Source organism: Kribbella sp. NPDC050820 (assembly GCF_040653975.1).
Classification (GTDB): Bacteria; Actinomycetota; Actinomycetes; order Propionibacteriales; family Kribbellaceae; genus Kribbella.
Genome location: NZ_JBFAHB010000012.1, coordinates 1 through 20,570 on the forward strand (window position 1 = coordinate 1; position 20,570 = coordinate 20,570).

Sequence of the window (20,570 nt, forward strand, 5' to 3'; positions counted from 1 at the left end):
CGCCTTGACCGAGGGCTGTGGACAGCGCTTCAGCAAGGGCGATCGCGTCGCGGAGGCCGAGGTTCATGCCCTGGCCGCCGGCCGGGCTGTGAGTGCCCCTTCGCGCCGAAGGCGCCACCCGGCCACATCTTCCGCGGCTCCAGCACGTGCACCTCACCGCGCAGCAACCGGATGATCGACTGCACCGTCTCCGGCGACGGCGCGGCCTGCAACGGATCCGGCAGCTCCCCGAGGCAGACCGAGCAGCGGCCGCACGGCTCGGCCGACGGGTCGTCCAGCGACTCCTGCAGAAGTTGCATCAAGCAACGGTCACCGCGGGTGTAGGCCCGCATGATGTCCGCCTCCCGGCGCCGCACCGCCACGATTCCGTCGTAGTGCGCGGCGTCGAACGTCCACTCCGCGCCGGTCCGCACCCAGCCGCGCTCGACCCGGTCGACCACCCCGTCGACTGCCAGCTGCTTCAGCATCAGCTCGACCCGAGTCCGCCGCAGACCAGTCTCGGCTTCTAGCGCTGGAACGGTGGCTGGCTGGTCCGGACCGTAGCCGTCCAAACCGCGTAGTAGGCGGTTCACGTTCTCCGGGACTGGGATGGTCGCGGTCGCGAAGTAGTCCCACACTCCGGCGTCCGCATCCGACGGCAGCAACGCCACGACGGCGTGGTCGATCCCGCGGCCCGCACGCCCGACCTGCTGGTAGTACGACACCGGTGACGGCGGCGAACCCACGTGCACGACGAACCCCAGGTCCGGCTTGTCGTACCCCATCCCGAGCGCCGAGGTCGCGACGAGCGCCTTCAACGCATTCGTCCGCAACGCGTCCTCGAGACTCTCCCGCTCCCCCGCGTCCAGACCGCCCGTGTATGCCGCCACCGGTACGTCGCGACCGTGCACCTCCTGGATCGCTGCCGCCAACCGCTGCGCGTCCGAGACCGTCAACGTGTAGACGATCCCTGACCCCGGCAGCTTCGGCAGATGGTCGACCACCCAGGCGAACCGATCCAACGGCGACAACGCGTCGACAACCGCCAACTGCAAGCTCGACCGGGCCAGCGGTCCGCGCAGCACCAGCGTGGACTCACCCAACTGATGCGCGACATCGTCCGTCACTCGCGCGTTCGCAGTCGCTGTCGTGGCAAGCACCGGCGTCTTCGGGTTCAACTGCTGCAGCACGTCCGAGACTCGCCGATAGTCCGGCCGGAAGTCGTGCCCCCAGTCCGACACCGCGTGCGCCTCGTCGATCACCAGCAGCCCGACCTGACCGGCCAGCCCGTCGAGCACCCGCCGGCCGAAGCCCGGATTCGCCAGCCGCTCCGGAGACACCAGCAGTACGTCGATCGCGCCCGAGCGCAGGTCGTGCTCGATACTCGACCACTCGTCGATGTTGTTCGAGTTCAAGGTCGCCGCCCGCAGGCCGGCGCGGCTCGCGGCCGCAACCTGGTCCCGCATCAGCGACAGCAGTGGTGACACCACCAGCGTCGGCCCGGCGCCCTCTGCGCGCCGGATCGCCGTCGCAGCCCAATACACAGCCGACTTGCCCCACCCCGTCGCCTGCACGACCAGCACCCGCGCACTCGCCTCGCACAAGGCGGCGACCGCGGTCTCCTGATCGGCCCGCAATCGCGCGCTCTCCCCCGCGATCGCCCGGATCACGCCGCCGGCGATCCCGGCGCGCGCCTCGGTCAGCGTGCTGGTGGTCGAACTGGTGTCAGCCATGCCAAGCACCCTAGACGCCCGCACCCCCACATTTCTCGTCCCGATCGCCGGCCTGTGGACAACCCGGCGGGAGACCCAGGTCACGTCCGCGCCGGCCAGATCAACGGCTGTGGCTACTGCATCGACATGCACAGCAAGGACGCCGAGCACGCCGGCGAGACCTCGGTGCGGCTCAACCTGGTCGCGGCCTGGCGGGAGGCGACGGTCTTCACCGATGCCGAGCGTGCGGCCCTCGAGCTCACCGAGGAAGGCACCCGGATCGCCGACGCGGCCGGTGGCGTCAGCGACGAGGTGTGGGCCAACGCCGCCAAGCACTACGACGACGACCAGCTCGCCGCACTGCTCTCGCTGATCGCCCTCATCAACACCTGGAACCGCCTCAACGTGATCACGCAGCGGCCCGCCGGCGACTACGTGCCCGGTCAGTGGGGCTGACGGGTCAGGCGCACTTCCCGGGATGACATGGTTCGCCGCTGGTCGACACCAGCCGTTGCGGCCCCGGTCCCTTTGCGGCCAAGGCGTCGTACGGGTTGGCCAGCGCGCACCGGTCGAGGGACAGGCAGCCGCAGCCGACGCAGTCCTTGAAGTCGTCCCGGAGCTGTTCCAGGTGCAGGATCCGCTTGTCGAGCTCGGCCTGCCAGCACTCGGAGATCCGCTCCCAGTCCTGGCGGGTCGGGGTCCGGTTCTCCGGCAGCAGGGCCAGGATCGCGGCGACCTCGGCGAGCGGGATGCCGACCCGCTGGGCGATCCGGATCAGCGCGACCCGGCGGAGCGTGTCGCGCTTGTACCGGCGCTGGTTGCCCGACGTACGGCGGCTGACGATCAGGTTCTGCCGTTCGTAGAAGTGCAGTGCCGAGATCGCCACCCCACTGCGCTGCGACAACTGCCCGACCGTCAACTCACCCGGCTCGATGTCCACCCGTCATCCCTCCGACCTCGACCTGGATCGAGGCTAGCCGACGGATTCAGGCAGTCACGAGTCGGCGTCCGATGCTCGCGGACATCAACGCGGCTACTGCGCAGAGGCCGCCGGCGAGGTACCACGCGAGGTTGTAGCTGCCCTGGACGTCGCGGATCGCACCGGCTCCGGTAGCCGCGAGTGCGGCACCGATCTGGTGCGACGCGAATACCCAGCCGAACACGATCGGCCCGTCCACACCGAACCACTCGCGGCACAGCGCGACCGTCGGCGGCACAGTCGCCACCCAGTCGAGACCGTAGAAGATGATGAACACCCAGACGCTCGGCTGCGCGGTCGGACCGAGCAGGGACGGCAGCACGAGCAGCGACAGCCCACGCAGCGAGTAGTAGGCGATCAGCAAGTACCGCGGATCCCACCGGTCGGTCAGGTAGCCCGACACGATCGTGCCGCCGACGTCGAAGATGCCGACCACCGCCAGCAGCGACGCGGCGGTCGTCACCGGCATGCCGTGGTCGTGCGCGGCGGTGACGAAGTGCGTGCCGATCAACCCGTTCGTAGACGCTCCACAGATGGCAAAGCCGCCCGCAAGCAGCCAGAACGCCGGCCGGTGCATCGCGGACCACAGCGCATTCAGCGCCCGCATCGCACTACTGCCGGTCGTCTCCACCCGCTGACCCGCGGTGCTGCCTTCCGGAGCGCCGTACGCACGCAAACCGACATCGCTCGGGTAGTCGCGCAGGAAGAGCAACACCAGTGGTACGACGGCCAGCGCCGTACCGGCCGCGACGAGTGCAGGGACCCGCCAGCCGTACGCGCTCGCCAGGCTCGCGATCAGGGGCAAGAAGATGAGCTGGCCGGTCGCACCCGCCGCGGTCAGGATGCCGGTGACCAGACCACGCCGCGCGACGAACCAACGACCGGTGATCGTCGCGACGAACGTCATCGACATCGACCCCGTGCCGACGCCGACCAGCAGGCCCCAGGTCAGCAGGAGCTGCCAGGACGAGGTCATGAAGACGGTCAGCCCACTGCCGAGCGCGATCAGCACCAGCGCTCCGCTGACCACGCGGCGCAGGCCGAGGCGGTCCATCAGGGCCGCCGCGAACGGCGAGATCAGGCCGTAGAGCAGCAGGTTGATCGACACCGCCGACGAGATCGTCGCATGCGACCAGCCGAACTCGTCGTGCAGCGGGTCGAGCAGCACCCCCGGCACCGAACGGAACCCGGCCGCTCCGATCAGCGTCACGAACCCGACCGCGGCGACTGCCCAGGCAAGGTGCACCCGGGCAGGCTTCTTCGTCTCCAGAATCTGCGTCACCCGCTTACTGTGCCGTTTGCCCGACCCGTGAACCAGTGGCCAGGACGCCAGCATGTGTCAAGATATGGCCATGAGCTCACCGACGGAGCGACGACTGCACGCCGTCGGCCCGCACGTGGTCGCGGTGCTCGCGCTCGAACCGGTGGTCGGGTTCGACCTGACCATTCCGCCGACCGTGTTCGGCGCCGCCACGAAGGCCGACGGCACCCCGCTGTACGACGTCCGGATCTGCGGCCTCGAGATCGCGCCGATCCGGGCCGGCGCCGGCTTCAGCCTGATCCCGGACTACGGGCCGGAAGTCCTGGCCGAGGCGGACACGGTCATCATCCCCGGCACCTACATCGCCCAGCCGCGGTACGAAGGCACCCTGCCCGACGACCTGGCGCAGGCGCTCGACACCATCCGGCCAGGCACCCGGATCGCGTCGATCTGCACCGGCGCGTTCGTGCTCGGCGCGGCCGGCTACCTCGACGGGCGGCCGGCCACGACGCACTGGCGCCGGGCCGAGATGTTCCGCGACCTCTACCCGCAGGTGAAGCTCGACGAGGACCTGCTGTTCATCGACGACGGCGACATCATCACGTCGGCCGGCCTCGCCGCGGGCGTGGACCTGTGCCTGCACCTGATCCGCCGCGACTTCGGCAGCGAGGTCGCCAACCGGGCCGCCCGGCACTGCGTCGTACCGCCGTGGCGTGACGGTGGGCAGTCCCAGTTCATCGAGCGGGTCGTGCCGGACGAGGGCAGCGAGGGTACGGCGCCGACGCGAGCCTGGGCGCTGGAGCGGCTGGACGAGGAGTTGAGTCTCACCGCGCTGGCCGCGCACGCGCAGATGAGCGTCCGCACGTTCAGCCGGCGGTTCAAGGCCGAGACGGGTCAGTCCCCCGGCACGTGGCTGCTGCAGCAACGCGTCCGGCACGCGTGCCACCTGCTGGAGACCACTGATCTGTCCGTCGACCGGGTCGCCGAGTCCGCTGGTCTCGGCACCGCCGCATCGCTGCGTCATCACCTCCGCTCCGAGTTGGGTGTCTCTCCACTCGCCTACCGCAAGACCTTCCGGGCGGGCTGAACTACAGCACCACAAGCTCGTGGGGCCGGTGGTTCATCGACTCCACACCGTCCGCGGTGACCACGACGATGTCCTCGATCCGCGCACCCCACCGCCCCGGCTGGTAGATGCCCGGCTCGACGCTGAACGCCATCCCCGGCTCGAGAATCAGCTCGTTCCCACTGACAATGTACGGCTCTTCGTGCACGTCGAGCCCGATGCCATGTCCCGTCCTGTGGATAAACAGCTCACCGAAGCCGGCCGCCGTGATCACGTCCCGCGCGGCCGCATCGATCGACTCCGCGGACACCCCGGGCCGCACCGCGTCCACCGCCGCCTGCTGAGCATCCCGCAGTACGGCGTAGGTCGCGGCGACGTCCGCATCCCGTGGCTCGCCGACGGCGTACGTCCTGGTCGAGTCGGAGTAGTAGCCCTCGGCAACCGGTCCGCCGATGTCGACGACCACCACGTCGCCTGCCTCGATCACCCGGTCGGACACTCCGTGGTGCGGGCTCGCGCCGTTCGGCCCGCTGCCGACGATGACGAACTCGGCCAGTACATGCCCCTCGTCGACGATCGCCGCCGCGATGTCAGCCCCCACCTCGGCCTCGGTCCGCCCAGGACGCAGCCACTCGCCGACCCGCGCGTGCACGCGGTCGATCGCCGCGCCCGCCTTCCGGAGTGCCTCAACCTCGGCCGCGTCCTTGCGCATCCGCAACTCGCGCACGATCGGACCAGCCAGCACCTGCTCCGCGTCGGGCAAGGCGTTGCGCAGCGCCAGCACATGCAGCGCAGGCGTGAAGTCGCTGACCGCCACCCGCTCCGATCCACGCAGGCGGTCGGCGGCCACGCCGTACGGGTCCTCACCGTCGACCCAGGTGATGACCTCGACCCCGAGCTCGTCCAACGGCAGGTCGGCGAAGCCAGGCGCTTCCAGCTTCGGTACGACGAGCGCCGGCGAACCGTCGGCCGGGACAACCAGCGTGGTCAGCCGCTCGAGCGAGCCACCGGCCTGTCCGAGCAAGTACCGCAGATCCGACCCGGGTGCGATTAGCAGCCCGGTCCCGGCGGCGGCCTCCCGGGCACGCTCCAACCTGGCACGCAGTACGGCGACATCGGGGACAGGACCTTGTGGGCTTCGACTCGACATGCAGCCGACTCTAGTCAGCCACCGCGTGCACCAGCTGGATCGAGAGCTGCCGAGCGGCCAGCAGGCGGGCCAGACGCTCCACCTGGCGCGCAGCCAACGCGTATGCCTCGTCGGTCCGGTGCTTCGCTGCGATGGCCGCCGCCACCTGCTCCGCTCGGCGCGACCAGGACAGTGGGCAGCCGTCGGGGCGGGTGACCTGCTCCATGAGCTCGAAGCCGGCGTCATCCAGCAGCCCGATGAGCTCTCCCTGGGTCGGGAAGTGGTTACCCTCCGGCAGCGGCAGCAGCTGCCCCTGTCGGGCGACAAGCACGAGCAGACCGAGCGACGCGCCCGGCCGCATCACCCGGTGCATCTCGCCGAGCAGTGCCGCCTTGTCCTCGACTGTGCACAGCACGCCCAGGCACCACCCGACGTCGACGGAGTGTGTCCGTAGCGGAATCCGTCCGCCGTCGGCCGTCACGACCGGCAGCCCGAACAGCCGCGCCGCAGCCCGGCAGGCCGGGTGCATCGGCTCGACAAGGATCGGCCGCACGCCGAACCGCTCCGCCGCCCAGGCCGCCGGACCGCCCACACCGGCGCCGACATCCAGCAACCTGTCCCCCGGCGCGAGCTCGCACGCCTTGGCCAGCCAGGCCAGCCCGGCCGGGCTCGAACTGCCGCGGCAGGCGGCCGGAATCGCGTGCCCGGGCCCGAGCTGCTCGACCGCGTCGGCAGTCCATCCGGCAACGTCCCCGAACTCGGCAACCATCGCAGCTGTTGCCATGGTCAACCCCCTTGCACCCCCTACCGACAGGTGTAGCACCGATCGCGCACAACCGCACAAGCACATTGCTTACCGGGCTGTGACGGGAAACTGTCGGCGAGGGTTGCTAGAACTTGTCCCGGCTCGATCGAGACCCGGTCGGCACCCGGCGAAAGGCAACCACGATGGCGCTCCACCACGAGTCCTTCGGCGCAGGCGTTCCGGTGCTCGCGCTGCACGGCTGGACCCCCGACCACCGGCTGATGACCGGCTGCCTGGAGCCTGTGTTCGCCGACGTCCCCGGCTACCGCCGGCACTACCCGGATCTCCCGGGGATGGGCCAGACACCGGCCGGCGACATCGACAGCTCCGACGGGATCATGGCCGAGCTGCGCACGTTCATCGACGAGCAGATCGGCGCGGAGCCGTTCCTGCTGATCGGAGAGTCGTACGGCGGCTACCTCGCGCGAGGCCTGATCGCGGAGCGGCCGGAGCAGGTCCTGGGTCTCGCACTGATCTGCCCGATCGGCACCGCCCTCATGCACGCCGACCGGACCGTGCCCGAGCACGTCGCGCTGCGGACCGAGCCGGGAGTGCTCGAGTCGCTGGAGGAGGACGAGGACTTCACCGAGATCGCCGTCGTTCAGACCGCAGCCGCTCTGCACGCGTACCGCTCGGACATCGCGCCCGGCCTGGCCGCCGCCGACACCGCAGCGCTCGACCGGATCCAGAAGAACAGCTGGGCGCTGACGATCGCGCCCGAGAGCGGTCCTGCCTACCAACGTCCGACGCTGATCGTCTGCGGCAGGCAGGACTCGGTCACGGGCTACGAGGACCAGTACGCGTTGCTCCCGCACTACCCGCGGGCGACGTACGCCGTACTGGATGTTGCCGGGCACAACCTTCAGCTCGAGCAACCCGAGCTGTTCGGCGCGTTGATCCGCGAATGGCTGGACCGCACCGCCGAGTGAATCAGCTCGTCTGACCGGTCGGCATGATGGTGACCTGCTGCAAGTTCACCCGGGCCGGCAGGGACGCGATGAAGCCGACGGTCTGGGCGACGTCCTGCGCAGTCAGCCACTCCATGGACTCCTTGGCTCCGGCCAGCCACTGCAGTGCGCCCTCGTCGGTCACGTGGTTCTGCAACTCGGTGTCGGCGATGCCGGGCTCGACGCGCTGACGCGCGCCCTGCAGCTCGACACCGTCGAGCGTGAGCACCTCACCGATCTGCTCGCCAGGCCCAAGTCCGCTCGTCGTACGCCGGCCGCCCCGCAGCGGGTCCGGCCGGGCCTGTACCTCTGCATCTACAACGTCGAGCCGGGCTCCCCCGACAGCGAGCCACGGCCAGCTGACCGGGCCGGGACCAGGTCGGCGCTCCTTGCCTACGGCAACACGGCGCCGGCGGCGAAGCCGAGGAACGAGCAGGTGATGCGCTCGCGGGCTCCGAGCGCGATCAAGAGTGGGCCGGCGCCGGGGGGATAACGGTGGCGCCAGAACGAGGCGGCTCGCGAGCCGAGTCGCTGTGCTGGAACAGTAGGCTGCAGTGGGCCGCCGGTCGCCCAGGCGACCAGAGCAACCTCGCGCTGCGGCGCGGCGACTCCGGCCAAGGGGCGACGTACAGAAGACCGCGCGCCGGCGACGGCGCGAGGGCCGTCCGCTGAGCGGCGGCCGGCGGAGTGCTGAGGCGGTGCACCGGCGGTGACCCCAGCAACCCGGACCCGCGGCTGACGGGTTGTTTTCCGCTCAACCGGCTGACGGGTCGTGGTTGCGGAGGTACTGTCGATGGATGTGGTGGCTGTTTGCCGCCCTTGGGGGCGGTGGGATCGTGCTCGCGGGTCGCTATGTCTGGGACCGGCGGGCTGCGCAGCGTGGTGATGCAGAAGAGCTGGAGGAGATCCGCAAGCTCGCCGACGAAGATGTCACGTTGCTCGGAGAGGAGCTGCGGCGGCTCGACGCCGGTGTGACGGGGAAACCGCTTGATCACGACGGGCAGGCCGATTACCAGGTGGCCCTCGACGCCTACGAAGCGGCACAGCGCGCGGTCCAGCGGATCCGGAAGCCGGACGACATCAGCACTGTCACCGACACCCTGGCGACCGGCCGGTACGCCATCGTCTGCGTGCAGGCGCGGGTCCGGGGCGAGGCGGTGCCGGAGCGCCGGGTGCCGTGCTTCTTCAACCCGCAACACGGTCCGTCGACGACGGACATCGTCTGGACCCAGCCGAAGGTCGGCACGCGGACGGTGCCGGCGTGTGCGCAGGACGCCGCGCGGATCCGGTCCGGCGACGAGCCCGCGGTCCGCTTCGTCGTTCTCGGGAGCCGGCGGGTGCCGTACTGGGAGGCCGGCGCCGCGGTCGCGCCGTACGGTCACGGGTACTTCGGGGCCGGCGCCGGCGCGAGCTACCTCGCGTTGGCCAGCTTCGACCTCCCCAGCGCCACCTCCTGGAGCTCGGGTCACTACCCCGCCGACCACGACGTCGGCGGCGGCCTCGAAGGCGGTTGGGCTGACGGCGGCGGGGGTGGCGGCGGCGACGGTTGAGCTACATGCGCAGGTGTGAGCCGCCGTTGAAGTCCAGGATGGTGCCGGTCGCGAACTCGGCCTCGGGTGAGGCCAGGTAGAGGATCGCGGCCGCGACCTCGGACGGGTCCGCGACGCGCTCGAGCGGGCTCTCCAGCCGCCGCCGGTCGTAGCCCTCGCCGACCAGGTGCACCGACGCCATGTCGGTCGTCGTCCACCCCGGGGCGATCGCCGTCACCGCGATCCCCTCCGGCCCGAGCGCCCGCGCCAGCGACTGGGTGAACGACACGATGCCCGCCTTCGAGGCGCCGTACGCGGGCTGGTTCGGCTCGCCGCGGAACGCGCCGCGCGACGACACGTTCACGATCCGCCCGCCACGGCCCATGTGCCGGACCGCGCACCACGCGACGTTCGCCGGGCCGACCAGGTTCACCGCGAGCGTGTCGGCCCACGCCTGCTGCCACTCGGCGTACGTCGCCTCCCGGATCCGATGCGGGCGGTACACGCCGGCGTTGTTCACCAGTACGTCGATGCCGCCGAGCGCAGCCGCGGCGTCGTCGACCATCGTCTGGATCGCCGCCGGGTCGGCGAGATCCGCGTGCGCCAGCACGTGACCGGATCCCGGCAACTCCTTCAAGACCATCGCGGCAGCCTCGGCGGACGAGCCGTAGTGCACCGCCACTCGGTCCCCGGCCGCCGCGAACGCCCGCGCGGCCGCCGCACCGATCCCCCGTGAAGCTCCCGTCACCAGCACCGCTCGATCCATGCCCCGATCCTTTCATCAGGGTCGTGGCTTGAAATCCCGGCGGTAGGACTTCGAGGCGCGGGCCCACTCCTTCTTGGCCTCGGCGCGGAGGCGGGCGTCGGACCGCCTGGCCATGAAGGCTGCCTCGCGCTGGAGCTTCGTCCAGCTCTCGTAGCGGCGGTGCGGCAGACTGCCGTCCTCGAGCGCAGCCTGCACAGCGCAGCCGGGCTCGGTGACGTGCGCACAGTCCTTGAACTTGCACTTCTCGGCCAGCGCCGTGATGTCCGGGAACGCAGCCGCCAGACCTTCGCCCGACTCCTGCAGCCCGATCCCCCGCAGCCCTGGCGTGTCGATGACGACTCCGCCGCCCGGCAGCACGATCAGCTCACGCCGGACAGACGTATGGCGCCCCTTGCCGTCGTCACGGATCTCCTGCACGTCCAGCAACTCCACACCGGCCAAAGCGTTCACCAGCGACGACTTGCCCGCACCACTCGACCCCAGCAACGCCACGGTCGCGTCACCGGCGAGCAACGCCTGCACAGACGACAAACCCTCACCGGTCGTCGCACTGCACACCAGTACGTCGGCACCGGGCGCAGCCCGCGCCACGTCGTCCGCGATCGCGTCCGCATCGCCGACGAGGTCTGACTTGGTCAGTACGACGACCGGCCGCGCACCGCTCTCCCACGCCAGCGCGAGGAAGCGTTCGATCCGGCCGATGTTCGGCTCCGGATGCAGCCCGACCACGATCGCGATGACGTCGATGTTGGAGGCGAGCACCTGGCCCTTCGACGTACCGCTGACTTCTGCGCGGACGATCGCCGTACGGCGTGGGCCCAGCGACTCGAGCGTGATCCGGTCGTCCGGCCAGAACCGCAGTACGGCCCAGTCCCCTGTACATGGGCCGGCCTGGCTGTCGTGGGCCATCGCGGCGAGCAGCGCACCGGACCACGTGGCCCGGACCGGGCCGTCCTCGGTGAGCACCGTCGCGAGGCCTTTGTCGACGCGGGCGACGCGCCCCGGCACGAGGTCGTCCGGGACAGTGGTGAGGAATTCGGCCGTGGTGCTGTCGAGCCCCAGGGCCTGCAGTGTTGCGGACATGCGGCGAACCTTTCAGAGGGTCCGGCCGCGAGGTCAGCTCAGCGGACGGACAGTGCGGGAGACGTCGGCCCTTTGGGCCCGGTACAAGCTCATGGCGGCCGCCTCCCTTCGAAGTCCTGGGGTCCTGGTCGAGGACCGGCTGGTGCCGTCAGCGTAGGTCGTCGGGGTCACTCTGCGCACCGGATTTTCCGACCGGCGCCGGCTTGCGCGCCGCCGCCTTCCCGTCGGCCGCAGCCTCCCGGCCGACCTCGGGCTGCCCGCCGGCCGCGGTCGTCGGCGCGGCCTCGGTCTTCCGGTGGTGGGACTCGGCGGCCGGCGCCTTCGGCGGCTCCGTCGGCACGACCGGGGGCGGCTCGTCGACCGGGGTCAGCGGGTGCTCGTGGTGGTGCGGGTCGGGCTCGGCCTTCATCACCGGCTCGATTTCGTCCTCCACCTCTGCCTTGTCCGAAGCGGTGCCGGACGCCTTCTCCAGCGCCCGCGACTTGTGCGGCCACAGCCGGTCCACCACCGCGTTCAGCGCCGCCCCGATGAGCACCGCGATCGCCGTCATGTACAGCCACATCAGGACCGCGATCGGCGCCGCGAGCGGACCGTAGATCGAGGTCCCGCCGACCGTGCTCTGCAGGATCCAGCGCAGCACGAAGCTGCCCAGGATCCAGATCGACAACGCCAGGAACGACCCCGGCAGGTCCGACACCCACGGCGTCCGGACCGGCACCGACAGGTGGTAGAGGGTGTTCAGGAAGCCCGCCGACAGGATCGTGACCACAGGCCAGTACAGCTGGTTCAGGAAGTCCAGCCGGTGCGGCAGCAGCGCGTCCACCGCGTCCGGGCCGGCCAGCACCAGCGGCAGCACGATCACGCCGATGACGAGCGCGGCGCAGTACAAGGAGAAGGACAGTGCGCGGGTCCGGACGATGCCGCGCTTGCCGCCCATCCCGTACATGATCGTGATGGTGTCGACGAACACGTTCAGGGCCCGGCTGCCGGACCACAGGGCGAGCACGAAACCGATCGAGATCACGTCCGGCCGGCCACCGCTGAGCACCTGGTCCAGGGTCGGCACGATCACGCTCTGGACCGAGTCGACGGTCAGCGCCCGGGCGGCCAGGTCGGCGATCTGCTGCTTGATCTCGTCGATCGTCTCGACCTCGAAGTACCGGCTGGCGATGTAGCCCAGACTTCCGGCCAGCCCGAAGATCAGCGGCGGCAGCGAGAGGATGGCGAAGAACGCCCCCTCCGCGGCCAGGCCGGTGACCCGGTAGCGCAGGCAGACGCCGACGGTCTGGGTGAGCAGCTTCCAGGTCGTCGCCGGGATCTTGCGGACCCATGCCAATGAGAGGGAGCTCCCACCAGTGGGTCCTGCCCCAGAACGTGCCATACCGCTTACCGTACTGACATGGCGGACCCTTTCGCGGTAACGAATCAGGCCCCACCACTGCAGGGGGTGAACTTCTTCACCCGGGACGTGGGCCTCGGTGACGCTCTGCGTCCGTACGGCGGCCTCGCCGATGATCCCGGCCTGCGCCGGATCGGCGAGCTGGCCGGCTCCGAAGAGGCCCTCGCGCAGGCGCTGCCGGCGAATCAGAACCCGCCGGTGCTGCGCACCCACGACCGCTACGGGCACCGCGTCGACGAGGTCGAGTTCCACCCGTCCTGGCACTGGCTGATGGAGCAGGCTGTCGGCTTCGGCCTGCAGGCGGCGCCGTGGACCAGCGACCGGCCGTCGCCGCACCTGACCCGCGCCGCGGGGTTCTACCTGTGGTCCCAGGTCGAGCCGGGTCACGGGTGCCCGATCTCGATGACGTACGCCGCCGTACCCGCGCTGAAGGCCGACGGGCAGCTCGCCAAGGCGTGGATCCCGCAGCTCGCCTCGACGCAGTACGACGTCCGCCGGCTGCCCGCGGCGGACAAGGCCGGTGTGCTCGCCGGGATGGGGATGACGGAGAAGCAGGGTGGGTCCGACGTCCGGGCGAACCTCACCACCGCGACGCCGACCGGGAGCGACGGCGAGTACCAGCTGAACGGGCACAAGTGGTTCTGCTCGGCGCCACAGGTCGACGTCTTCCTGGTGCTGGCCCAGGCGCCGGAAGGGCTGAGCTGCTTCGTGGTGCCGCGGGTGCTTGCCGATGGCAACCGGAACGCGTTTGCCCTGCAGCGGCTCAAGGACAAGCTCGGCAACCGGTCGAACGCGTCCAGCGAGGTCGAGTTCCACGGCACCGTCGGCTACCGCCTCGGCGACGAGGGCGCCGGCGTCCGCACCATCATCGAGATGGTCGCCGCCACCCGCCTCGACTGCGTCCTGGGATCCGCCGCCCTCCAACGCCGAGCCCTGGTCGAAGCCATCTGGCACACCCAGCACCGCTCGGCGTTCGGCGGGTTGCTCGCGGACAAGCCGGCCATGCAGAACGTGCTGGCCGACCTGGCGATCGAGAGCGAAGCGGCCACCGCGCTGGGGATGCGGTTGGCCGCCGCGGTCGATGCCTCCGTCAACGGTGATGCGCAGGCTGCCGCGTTCCGGAGAATCGCCCTTCCGTTGGCGAAGTTCTGGGTTTGCAAGCGGACGCCGTTCATGGTGGCGGAGGCTTTGGAGTGTCTGGGCGGGAACGGGTTCGTGGAGGAGTCCGGCCTGCCGCTGTTGTTCCGGGAGTCGCCGTTGAACTCGATCTGGGAAGGATCCGGGAACGTCAACGCACTCGACGTACTGCGAGCCCTCCGGCGGCCGGAGTCGCTCGAGGCGTGGCTGACCGAGCTCGCCACGGTTCAGGGCGCCGACCAACGGCTCGACACCGCGGTGAACGACGTACTGCAAGCGCTTGCTGACATCGAAGGAGCCGAAGCAGGCGCTCGCCGGCTGGCCGCCCGGATGGCGTTGTGCCTGCAGGCTTCACTGCTGATCCGGCACTCCACACCCGACGTCGCGGACGCCTTCGTCGCCTCCCGGCTGGCGAACGACTGGGGCGGCGTCTTCGGCACGCTGCCGAGGACCACACCGTTCCAGGCGATCGTCGAGCGCACGATAGGGTGAGGCGTCGCGACTGGCGCGCTGAGGTGGAGAACCACCGGGGAGCGAAATCCGTCGGCACCGTGCGCCTGGGTGCCTTCGACCCACTGCAACCGCAGGAGAGACAACGATGACTCAACCCTTCGATGCCGCCGCCGCATCGGCCGCGTACCGCAATGCGCTCGAGGTGATCGCCTCCGTCGAGCCGACGATCGCCGGCGCGATCAAGTCCGAGCTCGCCGACCAGCGTTCCTCGCTGAAGCTGATCGCGAGCGAGAACTACGCCTCCCCCGCCACCTTGCTGACGATGGGCAACTGGCTGTCCGACAAGTACGCCGAGGGCACCATCGGGCACCGCTTCTATGCGGGCTGCCAGAACGTCGACACCGTCGAGCAGGTCGCCGCCGACCACGCCAAGGCACTGTTCGACGCGCCGCACGCCTACGTCCAGCCGCACTCCGGCATCGACGCGAACCTGGTCGCGTTCTGGGCGATCCTGGCCCAGCGGATCGAGTCCCCGGCGCTCGCCGAGGCCGGCGCGAAGCACGTCAACGACCTGACCGAGGAGGACTGGACCAAGCTCCGCAAGGCGCTCGGCGACCAGAAGATGCTCGGCATGTCGCTGGATGCCGGCGGTCACCTGACCCACGGCTTCCGGCCGAACATCTCCGGCAAGATGTTCAACCAGCACTCCTACGGCACCGACCCGGAGACCGGGCTGCTGGACTACGACGAGGTGGCGCGCAAGGCCCGTGAGTTCAAGCCCCTGATCCTGATCGCGGGCTACTCGGCGTACCCGCGGAAGGTGAACTTCGCGACGATGCGCGAGATCGCCGACGAGGTCGGCGCGACCCTGATGGTCGACATGGCGCACTTCGCCGGCCTGGTCGCGGGCAAGGTGTTCACCGGCGACTTCGACCCGGTGCCGCACGCGCACGTCACCACGACCACCACCCACAAGTCGCTGCGCGGCCCGCGCGGCGGCATGGTGCTGTGCCAGCCCGAGTACGCCGACTCCGTCGACCGCGGTTGCCCGATGGTGCTCGGTGGGCCGCTCAGCCAGACGATGGCGGCGAAGGCGGTCGCCCTGGCCGAGGCCCGGCAGCCGGCGTTCCGGGAGTACGCGCAGGCCATCGCGGACAACGCGGTCGCGCTGGCCGACGGCCTGATGAAGCGTGGCGTGAAGCTCGTGACCGACGGCACCGAGAACCACCTGGTGCTGCTCGACGTGTCGTCGTACGGGATCACCGGGCGGCAGGCCGAGTCGGCGCTGCTGGACGCGGGCATCGTGACCAACCGGAACGCCGTACCGCGGGACCCGAACGGCGCCTGGTACACCTCCGGTGTCCGGATCGGCACGCCGGCGCTGACCACCCGTGGTTTCGGCGCCGACGAGTTCGACCGGGTCGCGGAGCTGATCGTGGACGTGCTGTCCTCGACCACGCCGACCACCACGTCGGCGGGGGCGCCGTCGAAGGCGAAGTACGTGCTGGCCGACGGCGTCGCGGACAAGACCAAGGCCGCGTCCGCGGAGCTGCTCGACAAGCACCCGCTGTACCCGGGCCTCGAGCTCAGCTGACCGGCTCGAACTATCAGAAAGTTGTGATAGTTGCGGTAGGGTGCGGCCATGCCGCACCCTGACCCGGCTCCGGAGGAGATCAGCCAGTTCGTCGAGCGCTTCGCCGGCGTGCTGGCGAACAGCGGCGTGCCGACGATGTCCGCCCGGGTGATCGGGCGGATGCTGGTCAGCCCGACCGGCACGTTGACGTCCGCCGAGCTGGCCGAGTCCCTGCAGATCAGCCAGCCGGCGGTGTCCGGCGCCGTACGGCAGCTGCTGCAGGTCGGCTTCATCTCGCGGGAGCGGATCCCGGGCTCACGCAAGGACCACTATCGGATCCGGGACGACGTGTTCGCCGCACTTCTCGAGCGCCGCAACAACGCACTCGCCGAGTGGGAGTCCACCAGCCGCTCCGGCGCCGAACTGTTCGGCCCCGACAGTCCGGTCGGCCGCCGCCTGACCGAGGCCGCCGACTACTTCGCCTTCATCCACAAGGACCTGGAACAACTCATCAAGTCCTGGCGGGTGGACCACCCGCGATGACCGCCGCCGGTCGTCATGCGTGGATCGGCGGTAGCGGCAGATCGGCCTGAAGGCGCCGTGCCACCGCGAGCGCAAGCTCGTCAAGGCCATGCGGTGCAACGACCTGCAGCCCGACCGGGAGTCCGTTCACCAGGCCTGCTGGGACGCTCACCGCGGGATGGCCGGTCACGTTGAAGGCCCAGCAGGGGTCGGCAGTCACGATGTTGGGCTCGTGCTGGTCGTAGCCGTGGGCAACATTCAGCGTCGTCGGCGTGACGAGCACGTCGACGGTCTCGAACAGGTCAGCGAGTGCGGTGTTGTTGCGGTCGCGGACCTCGCGCGCCCGATTGGCGGCGGCCGCCTCGGCGCCCCGACCGGCGTCCAGACCTGACAGCGTCTGCCACGCTTCGTCCGGCGGGATGAGCTCGAGCGGTGCGTCGATCAGCGTGACGTCGCAGTCGGCCAGCCGCTTGCGGATCAGTACGTCGACCGCCGGGTCGGCCTCGGGTTCGGAGAGCGTCGACCGGTAGGCGACCCGCCACGGCCGGTCGGCGGTGTCCGGCACCGGCCAGTGCGGCAGCGCGCTCGGGTCCAGCCGGTGCGGCCCGCTCGCGATACTCGTCGCGAGTACGACGTCGTCGAGGTCGGATCCGATCAGACCGGCAGTCGTGAGCCCGCCCAACGTCCGCCCGACCGCACGCGGGATGCGACCGTACGTGCCCTTGAAGCCGACTACACCGCAGAACGCCGCCGGGATGCGCAGCGAACCACCGGAGTCGCCACCGGTCGCCAGCGGGACGACGCCGGCCGCGACAGCCGCCGCGCCGCCGGCCGTCGAACCACCCGGCGACCGGGACAGGTCCCACGGATTCCTGGTGTACTCGCGCCCGTTCCACCCGAACGTCTGGGACACCGCACCCGGCCGGGCGCGCGTCGCCGTACCGATCGGAATCGCCCCCGCGGCGACCACTCCGCACCTGCTCCGCGACCGCCGCCGCGGTTCTCGCCGTCACCGGCGCGAGTCTAACCAGCTCCAGGTGCCCCCGCGCGCGGTAGAACCGGGCCCATGTCTGAACAGCGGCCAGGCCCGCCCCCGATGCCCGGCGCGCCGGCGGCGTACGCACCGCCGCAGGCCCGGGCGATCAGCGCCGGCTACCGGCGCTGGGCGAGGATTCTCAGCTGGCTGGCCATCGTCATCCGGCGGTCATGACGCGGCGCGTGCGGCAGCAGCGGTAGGCGGGAACCTAACGTCCGGTCCAACTGCTGCCGAGGGCGGTCTCGAGCTCGTCGAGTGCGGAGAGGCTGTGCGCGCTGACGACCGAGTCGCAGTACGGCCAGGCTGCGGCCATGCCCCGGACCAGTGGGCGGTAGTGCGGGCTCTGCGTCCGCGGGTTGGCCCATACGATGCGATAGGCGATCCTGGACAGGCGAGCCATCTCCTGGGCGAGTTGGGTGGGATCGCCTGTCTCCCAGCCGTCGGAGATCACCAGGACCACCGCTCCACGGGCCACGCCGCGGCAGCCGTACCGGTCGTTGAAGTCCTTGAGTGCCGCGCCGATCCGGGTTCCCCCTGACCAGTCCGGTGCCACCGCCGCAGCCCGTGCCAGCGCCGCCGTGGGCCGGGACCGGGCGAGCACCCTGGTCAGTCGGGTCAGCCGGGTCGCGAACGTGAAGACCTCGGCCCGCCGCCCACCCGCCGCGCAGTAGAGCAGTTGGAGCATGGCCCTGGCGTACGGCTCCATCGATCCGGAGATGTCGCACAGGACGACCAGCCGCCGGTGGCGTTCCCGTCGCCTGCGCATGATCAGCCGGACCGGGTCACCTCCGGTACGTCGGGCATGCCTCAGCGTCGCGCGCAGATCGAGACGCGAGCCGTACGACGCGAGGCGGAACCGGCGGGACTGGTAGGTGGGTGTGACCAGGGTGAGCCGCCGCATCAGGTCGGCCAGTGCGAGCAACTCAGCGGGCGTCAGCGCGGCGAAGTCGCGAGTAGCCAGCCGCTCGGTCGCAGTGGCCAGTGCGCGCAGCGGCACCTCTTCCCCGGGCTGTCGACCGTCCGATCCACTCTCCTTCGATGCGCCGGCCTGGAACCAGCCCGGCCGGCCGGATCCGGGTGTGTCGTCCGTGGCCAGTGAGTCTTCGCGGGGCTCGGGTCGACGTACGACGTTCACGTCACCGCGACCCTCGGCCGGATCCACGAGCCCGCCGAACACGGCGCCGAAGACGCGGTCCAGCACCTCGATATGCATCTGATCGGACACCAGAGTCGCCAGTGCGCAACGGTAGAGCTCGGTGGTCGTGTCCGGCCGCACGACGGTGATCGCCCGGGCAAAGCGTTCACAGCGGTCCGGGCCGACCGGCAGGCCGGCGGCGTGCAGCGCCGCTCCGAACCGGGCCACCAAGGTCGGGAGGTCGGCCACTCCGTCCAGCACCGGCTCAGTCACCACCGACCACCGCAGCCAGTCCGGTTGCCCGTACGGTCTCCTGATCCTCCTGGTACTTCAGCACCGCACCGAGGGTCTGCTCGGCGGCGTCGGCGTCGAACGCGTCCACGCCGAGGACGTGCAACGCCGTCACCCAACTGATGGCTTCGGCTATTCCTGGGGGCTTCTGCAGGTCAAGGGTGCGCAGGCGGGCCACCGAGCCGGCGACCCGCTCGGCCAGCCAGTCCGCCGCGGCAGGAACCCGACGGCGGATGATCGCCGCGACGCGACCGGTGTCCGGATAGCCGATCCAGTGGTAAAGGCATCGCCGCTTCAGCGCGTCGTGCAGGTCGCGGGTGCGGTTCGACGTGAGCACGGCGACCGGGGGAAGGGCCGCCCGGCGGGTACCGAGTTCCGGAATGGTCACCGCCGACTCCGCCAGCACCTCGAGCAGGAACGCCTCGAACTCGTCGTCGCCGCGGTCCACCTCGTCGATCAGCAGCACCGCCGGCCGCGGCCCGGGATGCTCGATCGCCTGAAGGAGCGGCCGCGGCAGCAGGTACTCCTCGCCGAACAGATCAGCGTCGCGCAGCACCTCGCCCCGGGACTCGGCCAGCCGGATCGCCAGCAGTTGGCGCGGGTAGTTCCACTCGTACAACGCCTCGGCGGAGGTCAATCCCTCATAGCACTGCAACCGCACGAGCCGGGTGTCGAGCGCGGTGGCCAGGGCCTTGGCGGCCTCGGTCTTGCCGACGCCCGGCTCGCCCTCCAGAAGGATCGGCTGCCGCATCCGAATGCCGAGGAACAGCGTGGTCGCCAGGGACTCGGCTGCCAGGTAGCCCGTCGCCTCCAGCCGGGCACCCAGCTCGGCGATGTCAGCCACCCAGCCTTCGGGGTCACTCATCGAGGTAGCGTCCGGGATCGTCCGCGAACGCCTGCCGGCAGCCGGGTCCGCAGAAGTGCCAGACCCTTCCGTTGTGCTCCAGGCGCAGGCTCGCCGCCGTGACCGCGACAGTCATCCCGCACACCGGGTCGACGGCCTCAGCCGGCAGCACGGACGGCACCGAGACCTGTCTGGCCGGCTGGGGCCTGGTGGCGATGATCTCGGCGAGCACCGACAACGCGATCTCCGGGGCCGCACGGGCCCCGATGTCCAGGCCCGCCGGTGTATGCACCCGCGCCTTCTCGTCCTCGCTCAGGTCCAGTCCGGCCACCACCGCGTGCCCCCGGCGACGGCTGGCCACCAGCGCGACGTAGGGGACGCCGGCCCGGATGGCGGCGGTGAGCACCCGCTCCTCGTGCCTGCCGTGGGACGCGACCACGACCGCTGCCGTGTCGGCCGGGAACGGCTCCTCGGGGTTGCCGACGGCGCGGATCTCGTAGCCCAGCGCCTCGCCGACACGTCCCAGCGCGCGGGCGATGGGCGCATCACCGAACACGTGCACGAGGGTCGGCGGGATCATCGCCTCCAGGAAGATCTCCAGCGTGCCGCCGGACAGGCACGGGTTTCCGACGGTGACCAGCCCGTCCCCGACCACTTCCCGCTCGTCAGCCGCCGGGGTGATCCGGAGCAGCGTCGACTCGCCGGTCTCCAGCAGCCGCAGCCCCTCGAGCCGGACGGTCGACTCGGCGCAGGTACCGCCGACGAACCCCTCGAGGGTTCCGTCGGGCAGGAGCAGCGCGCTGTCACCGGCCTTGGCGCTGGTCGGCCGTTCCGCGCGGACCACTGTGGCGAGGACGTACGGCGTCCGCCCGGACCGCAGGTGGTTCGCACGGAGCTGCAGGTCGGCTTGGATCATCTGCCTGC

At 70.6% G+C, this 20,570-nt stretch carries 22 protein-coding genes, 1 pseudogene and 1 riboswitch; of the genes and pseudogenes, 9 read left to right on the forward strand and 14 right to left on the reverse strand.

All coding sequences use genetic code 11. The features are described 5' to 3' along the window. Both AB0H36_RS13345 and AB0H36_RS13350 read right to left on the reverse strand, forming a co-directional pair. Positions 1-67, reverse strand: a 67-nt coding sequence (locus AB0H36_RS13345; RefSeq protein WP_360521635.1) for a hypothetical protein, incomplete at its 3' end; no start/stop codon positions are given. A 613-nt stretch (positions 68-680) separates the two neighbouring features. Further along, positions 681-1,712, reverse strand: a pseudogene (locus AB0H36_RS13350) (DEAD/DEAH box helicase); the annotation flags it as partial. Positions 1,713-1,766: 54 nt separating this feature from the next. Here AB0H36_RS13350 and AB0H36_RS13355 point away from each other — a divergent pair. Continuing rightward, positions 1,767-2,147 (forward strand): carboxymuconolactone decarboxylase family protein, encoded by a 381-nt coding sequence (locus AB0H36_RS13355; protein ID WP_360521130.1) that lies wholly within the window; start codon positions 1,767-1,769, stop codon positions 2,145-2,147. 4 nt (positions 2,148-2,151) lie between these two features. Here AB0H36_RS13355 and soxR read toward each other — a convergent pair whose 3' ends face one another. After that, positions 2,152-2,631, reverse strand: coding sequence for a redox-sensitive transcriptional activator SoxR (soxR, locus tag AB0H36_RS13360; RefSeq protein WP_360521133.1), 480 nt, complete (start codon positions 2,629-2,631; stop codon positions 2,152-2,154). Between the two features lie 46 nt (positions 2,632-2,677). Continuing rightward, the gene (locus AB0H36_RS13365; RefSeq protein WP_360521136.1) at positions 2,678-4,006 is read right to left on the reverse strand and encodes an MFS transporter; all 1,329 of its coding nucleotides are present in this window, start codon (positions 4,004-4,006) and stop codon (positions 2,678-2,680) included. 16 nt (positions 4,007-4,022) lie between these two features. On the opposite strand from AB0H36_RS13365, the gene AB0H36_RS13370 reads away from it, so the two are divergent. Then, positions 4,023-5,018 carry a helix-turn-helix domain-containing protein gene (locus AB0H36_RS13370; RefSeq protein ID WP_360521139.1) on the forward strand — a complete coding sequence of 332 codons (996 nt, stop codon included), beginning with the start codon at positions 4,023-4,025 and terminating at the stop codon, positions 5,016-5,018. Position 5,019: 1 nt separating this feature from the next. On the opposite strand, the gene AB0H36_RS13375 is transcribed toward AB0H36_RS13370, so the two are convergent. Together AB0H36_RS13375 and AB0H36_RS13380 are read right to left on the reverse strand one after the other, a co-directional pair. Beyond that, complete coding sequence (locus AB0H36_RS13375) at positions 5,020-6,147, reverse strand: Xaa-Pro peptidase family protein (protein WP_360521142.1); 1,128 nt, start codon at positions 6,145-6,147, stop codon at positions 5,020-5,022. Positions 6,148-6,157: 10 nt separating this feature from the next. Then, the gene (locus AB0H36_RS13380; protein ID WP_360521145.1) at positions 6,158-6,910 is read right to left on the reverse strand and encodes a class I SAM-dependent methyltransferase; all 753 of its coding nucleotides are present in this window, start codon (positions 6,908-6,910) and stop codon (positions 6,158-6,160) included. A 113-nt stretch (positions 6,911-7,023) separates the two neighbouring features. Here AB0H36_RS13380 and AB0H36_RS13385 point away from each other — a divergent pair, with 113 nt between their 5' ends. Next, positions 7,024-7,860: an alpha/beta hydrolase gene (locus AB0H36_RS13385; RefSeq protein ID WP_360521148.1), complete on the forward strand. Its 837-nt coding sequence runs from the start codon at positions 7,024-7,026 to the stop codon at positions 7,858-7,860. Position 7,861: 1 nt separating this feature from the next. Here the strand turns inward: AB0H36_RS13385 and AB0H36_RS13390 are convergent, their stop codons facing one another. Next, positions 7,862-8,023, reverse strand: coding sequence for a hypothetical protein (locus AB0H36_RS13390; protein WP_360521151.1), 162 nt, complete (start codon positions 8,021-8,023; stop codon positions 7,862-7,864). Here AB0H36_RS13390 and AB0H36_RS13395 point away from each other — a divergent pair, their 5' ends adjacent. Next, positions 8,024-8,371, forward strand: coding sequence for a hypothetical protein (locus AB0H36_RS13395; RefSeq protein ID WP_360521154.1), 348 nt, complete (start codon positions 8,024-8,026; stop codon positions 8,369-8,371). It abuts the gene before it with no gap. A 304-nt stretch (positions 8,372-8,675) separates the two neighbouring features. Next, positions 8,676-9,428 (forward strand): hypothetical protein, encoded by a 753-nt coding sequence (locus AB0H36_RS13400; protein ID WP_360521157.1) that lies wholly within the window; start codon positions 8,676-8,678, stop codon positions 9,426-9,428. A gap of 1 nt (position 9,429) precedes the next feature. On the opposite strand, the gene AB0H36_RS13405 is transcribed toward AB0H36_RS13400, so the two are convergent. From AB0H36_RS13405 to AB0H36_RS13415, 3 genes are all read right to left on the reverse strand, one after another. Continuing rightward, complete coding sequence (locus AB0H36_RS13405) at positions 9,430-10,173, reverse strand: SDR family oxidoreductase (RefSeq protein ID WP_360521160.1); 744 nt, start codon at positions 10,171-10,173, stop codon at positions 9,430-9,432. 15 nt (positions 10,174-10,188) lie between these two features. Further along, positions 10,189-11,256, reverse strand: coding sequence for a ribosome small subunit-dependent GTPase A (gene rsgA / locus AB0H36_RS13410; RefSeq protein ID WP_360521164.1), 1,068 nt, complete (start codon positions 11,254-11,256; stop codon positions 10,189-10,191). Between the two features lie 148 nt (positions 11,257-11,404). Continuing rightward, positions 11,405-12,637 carry a YihY/virulence factor BrkB family protein gene (locus AB0H36_RS13415; RefSeq protein WP_360521167.1) on the reverse strand — a complete coding sequence of 411 codons (1,233 nt, stop codon included), beginning with the start codon at positions 12,635-12,637 and terminating at the stop codon, positions 11,405-11,407. Positions 12,638-12,655: 18 nt separating this feature from the next. Here AB0H36_RS13415 and AB0H36_RS13420 point away from each other — a divergent pair, with 18 nt between their 5' ends. The 3 genes from AB0H36_RS13420 to AB0H36_RS13430 all read left to right on the forward strand — a co-directional run bounded on the left by AB0H36_RS13420 (position 12,656) and on the right by AB0H36_RS13430 (position 16,361). Continuing rightward, positions 12,656-14,284 (forward strand): acyl-CoA dehydrogenase family protein, encoded by a 1,629-nt coding sequence (locus AB0H36_RS13420; protein WP_360521170.1) that lies wholly within the window; start codon positions 12,656-12,658, stop codon positions 14,282-14,284. Then, a riboswitch (ZMP/ZTP riboswitch) is annotated at positions 14,281-14,362 on the forward strand. It overlaps the preceding gene by 4 nt. Positions 14,363-14,390: 28 nt before the next feature. Further along, positions 14,391-15,839 (forward strand): glycine hydroxymethyltransferase, encoded by a 1,449-nt coding sequence (locus AB0H36_RS13425; protein ID WP_360521173.1) that lies wholly within the window; start codon positions 14,391-14,393, stop codon positions 15,837-15,839. 48 nt (positions 15,840-15,887) lie between these two features. Beyond that, positions 15,888-16,361 carry a MarR family transcriptional regulator gene (locus AB0H36_RS13430; protein ID WP_360521176.1) on the forward strand — a complete coding sequence of 158 codons (474 nt, stop codon included), beginning with the start codon at positions 15,888-15,890 and terminating at the stop codon, positions 16,359-16,361. Positions 16,362-16,374: 13 nt separating this feature from the next. Here AB0H36_RS13430 and AB0H36_RS13435 read toward each other — a convergent pair whose 3' ends face one another. Beyond that, positions 16,375-17,310 (reverse strand): amidase family protein, encoded by a 936-nt coding sequence (locus tag AB0H36_RS13435; RefSeq protein ID WP_360521179.1) that lies wholly within the window; start codon positions 17,308-17,310, stop codon positions 16,375-16,377. A 96-nt stretch (positions 17,311-17,406) separates the two neighbouring features. Between AB0H36_RS13435 and AB0H36_RS13440 the strand changes: the two genes are divergently transcribed. Then, positions 17,407-17,550 (forward strand): hypothetical protein, encoded by a 144-nt coding sequence (locus tag AB0H36_RS13440; RefSeq protein WP_360521182.1) that lies wholly within the window; start codon positions 17,407-17,409, stop codon positions 17,548-17,550. Between the two features lie 34 nt (positions 17,551-17,584). Here AB0H36_RS13440 and AB0H36_RS13445 read toward each other — a convergent pair whose 3' ends face one another. From AB0H36_RS13445 to AB0H36_RS13455, 3 genes are read right to left on the reverse strand one after another with little or no spacing between them, the layout of a single operon-like run. Continuing rightward, the gene (locus tag AB0H36_RS13445) at positions 17,585-18,784 is read right to left on the reverse strand and encodes a VWA domain-containing protein (RefSeq protein ID WP_360521185.1); all 1,200 of its coding nucleotides are present in this window, start codon (positions 18,782-18,784) and stop codon (positions 17,585-17,587) included. Continuing rightward, positions 18,777-19,667: a MoxR family ATPase gene (locus tag AB0H36_RS13450; RefSeq protein WP_360521188.1), complete on the reverse strand. Its 891-nt coding sequence runs from the start codon at positions 19,665-19,667 to the stop codon at positions 18,777-18,779. The genes AB0H36_RS13445 and AB0H36_RS13450 overlap by 8 nt, the downstream gene beginning before the upstream one ends. Further along, the gene (locus tag AB0H36_RS13455; protein WP_360521191.1) at positions 19,660-20,562 is read right to left on the reverse strand and encodes an XdhC family protein; all 903 of its coding nucleotides are present in this window, start codon (positions 20,560-20,562) and stop codon (positions 19,660-19,662) included. The genes AB0H36_RS13450 and AB0H36_RS13455 overlap by 8 nt, the downstream gene beginning before the upstream one ends. Positions 20,563-20,570 lie beyond the last annotated feature (8 nt).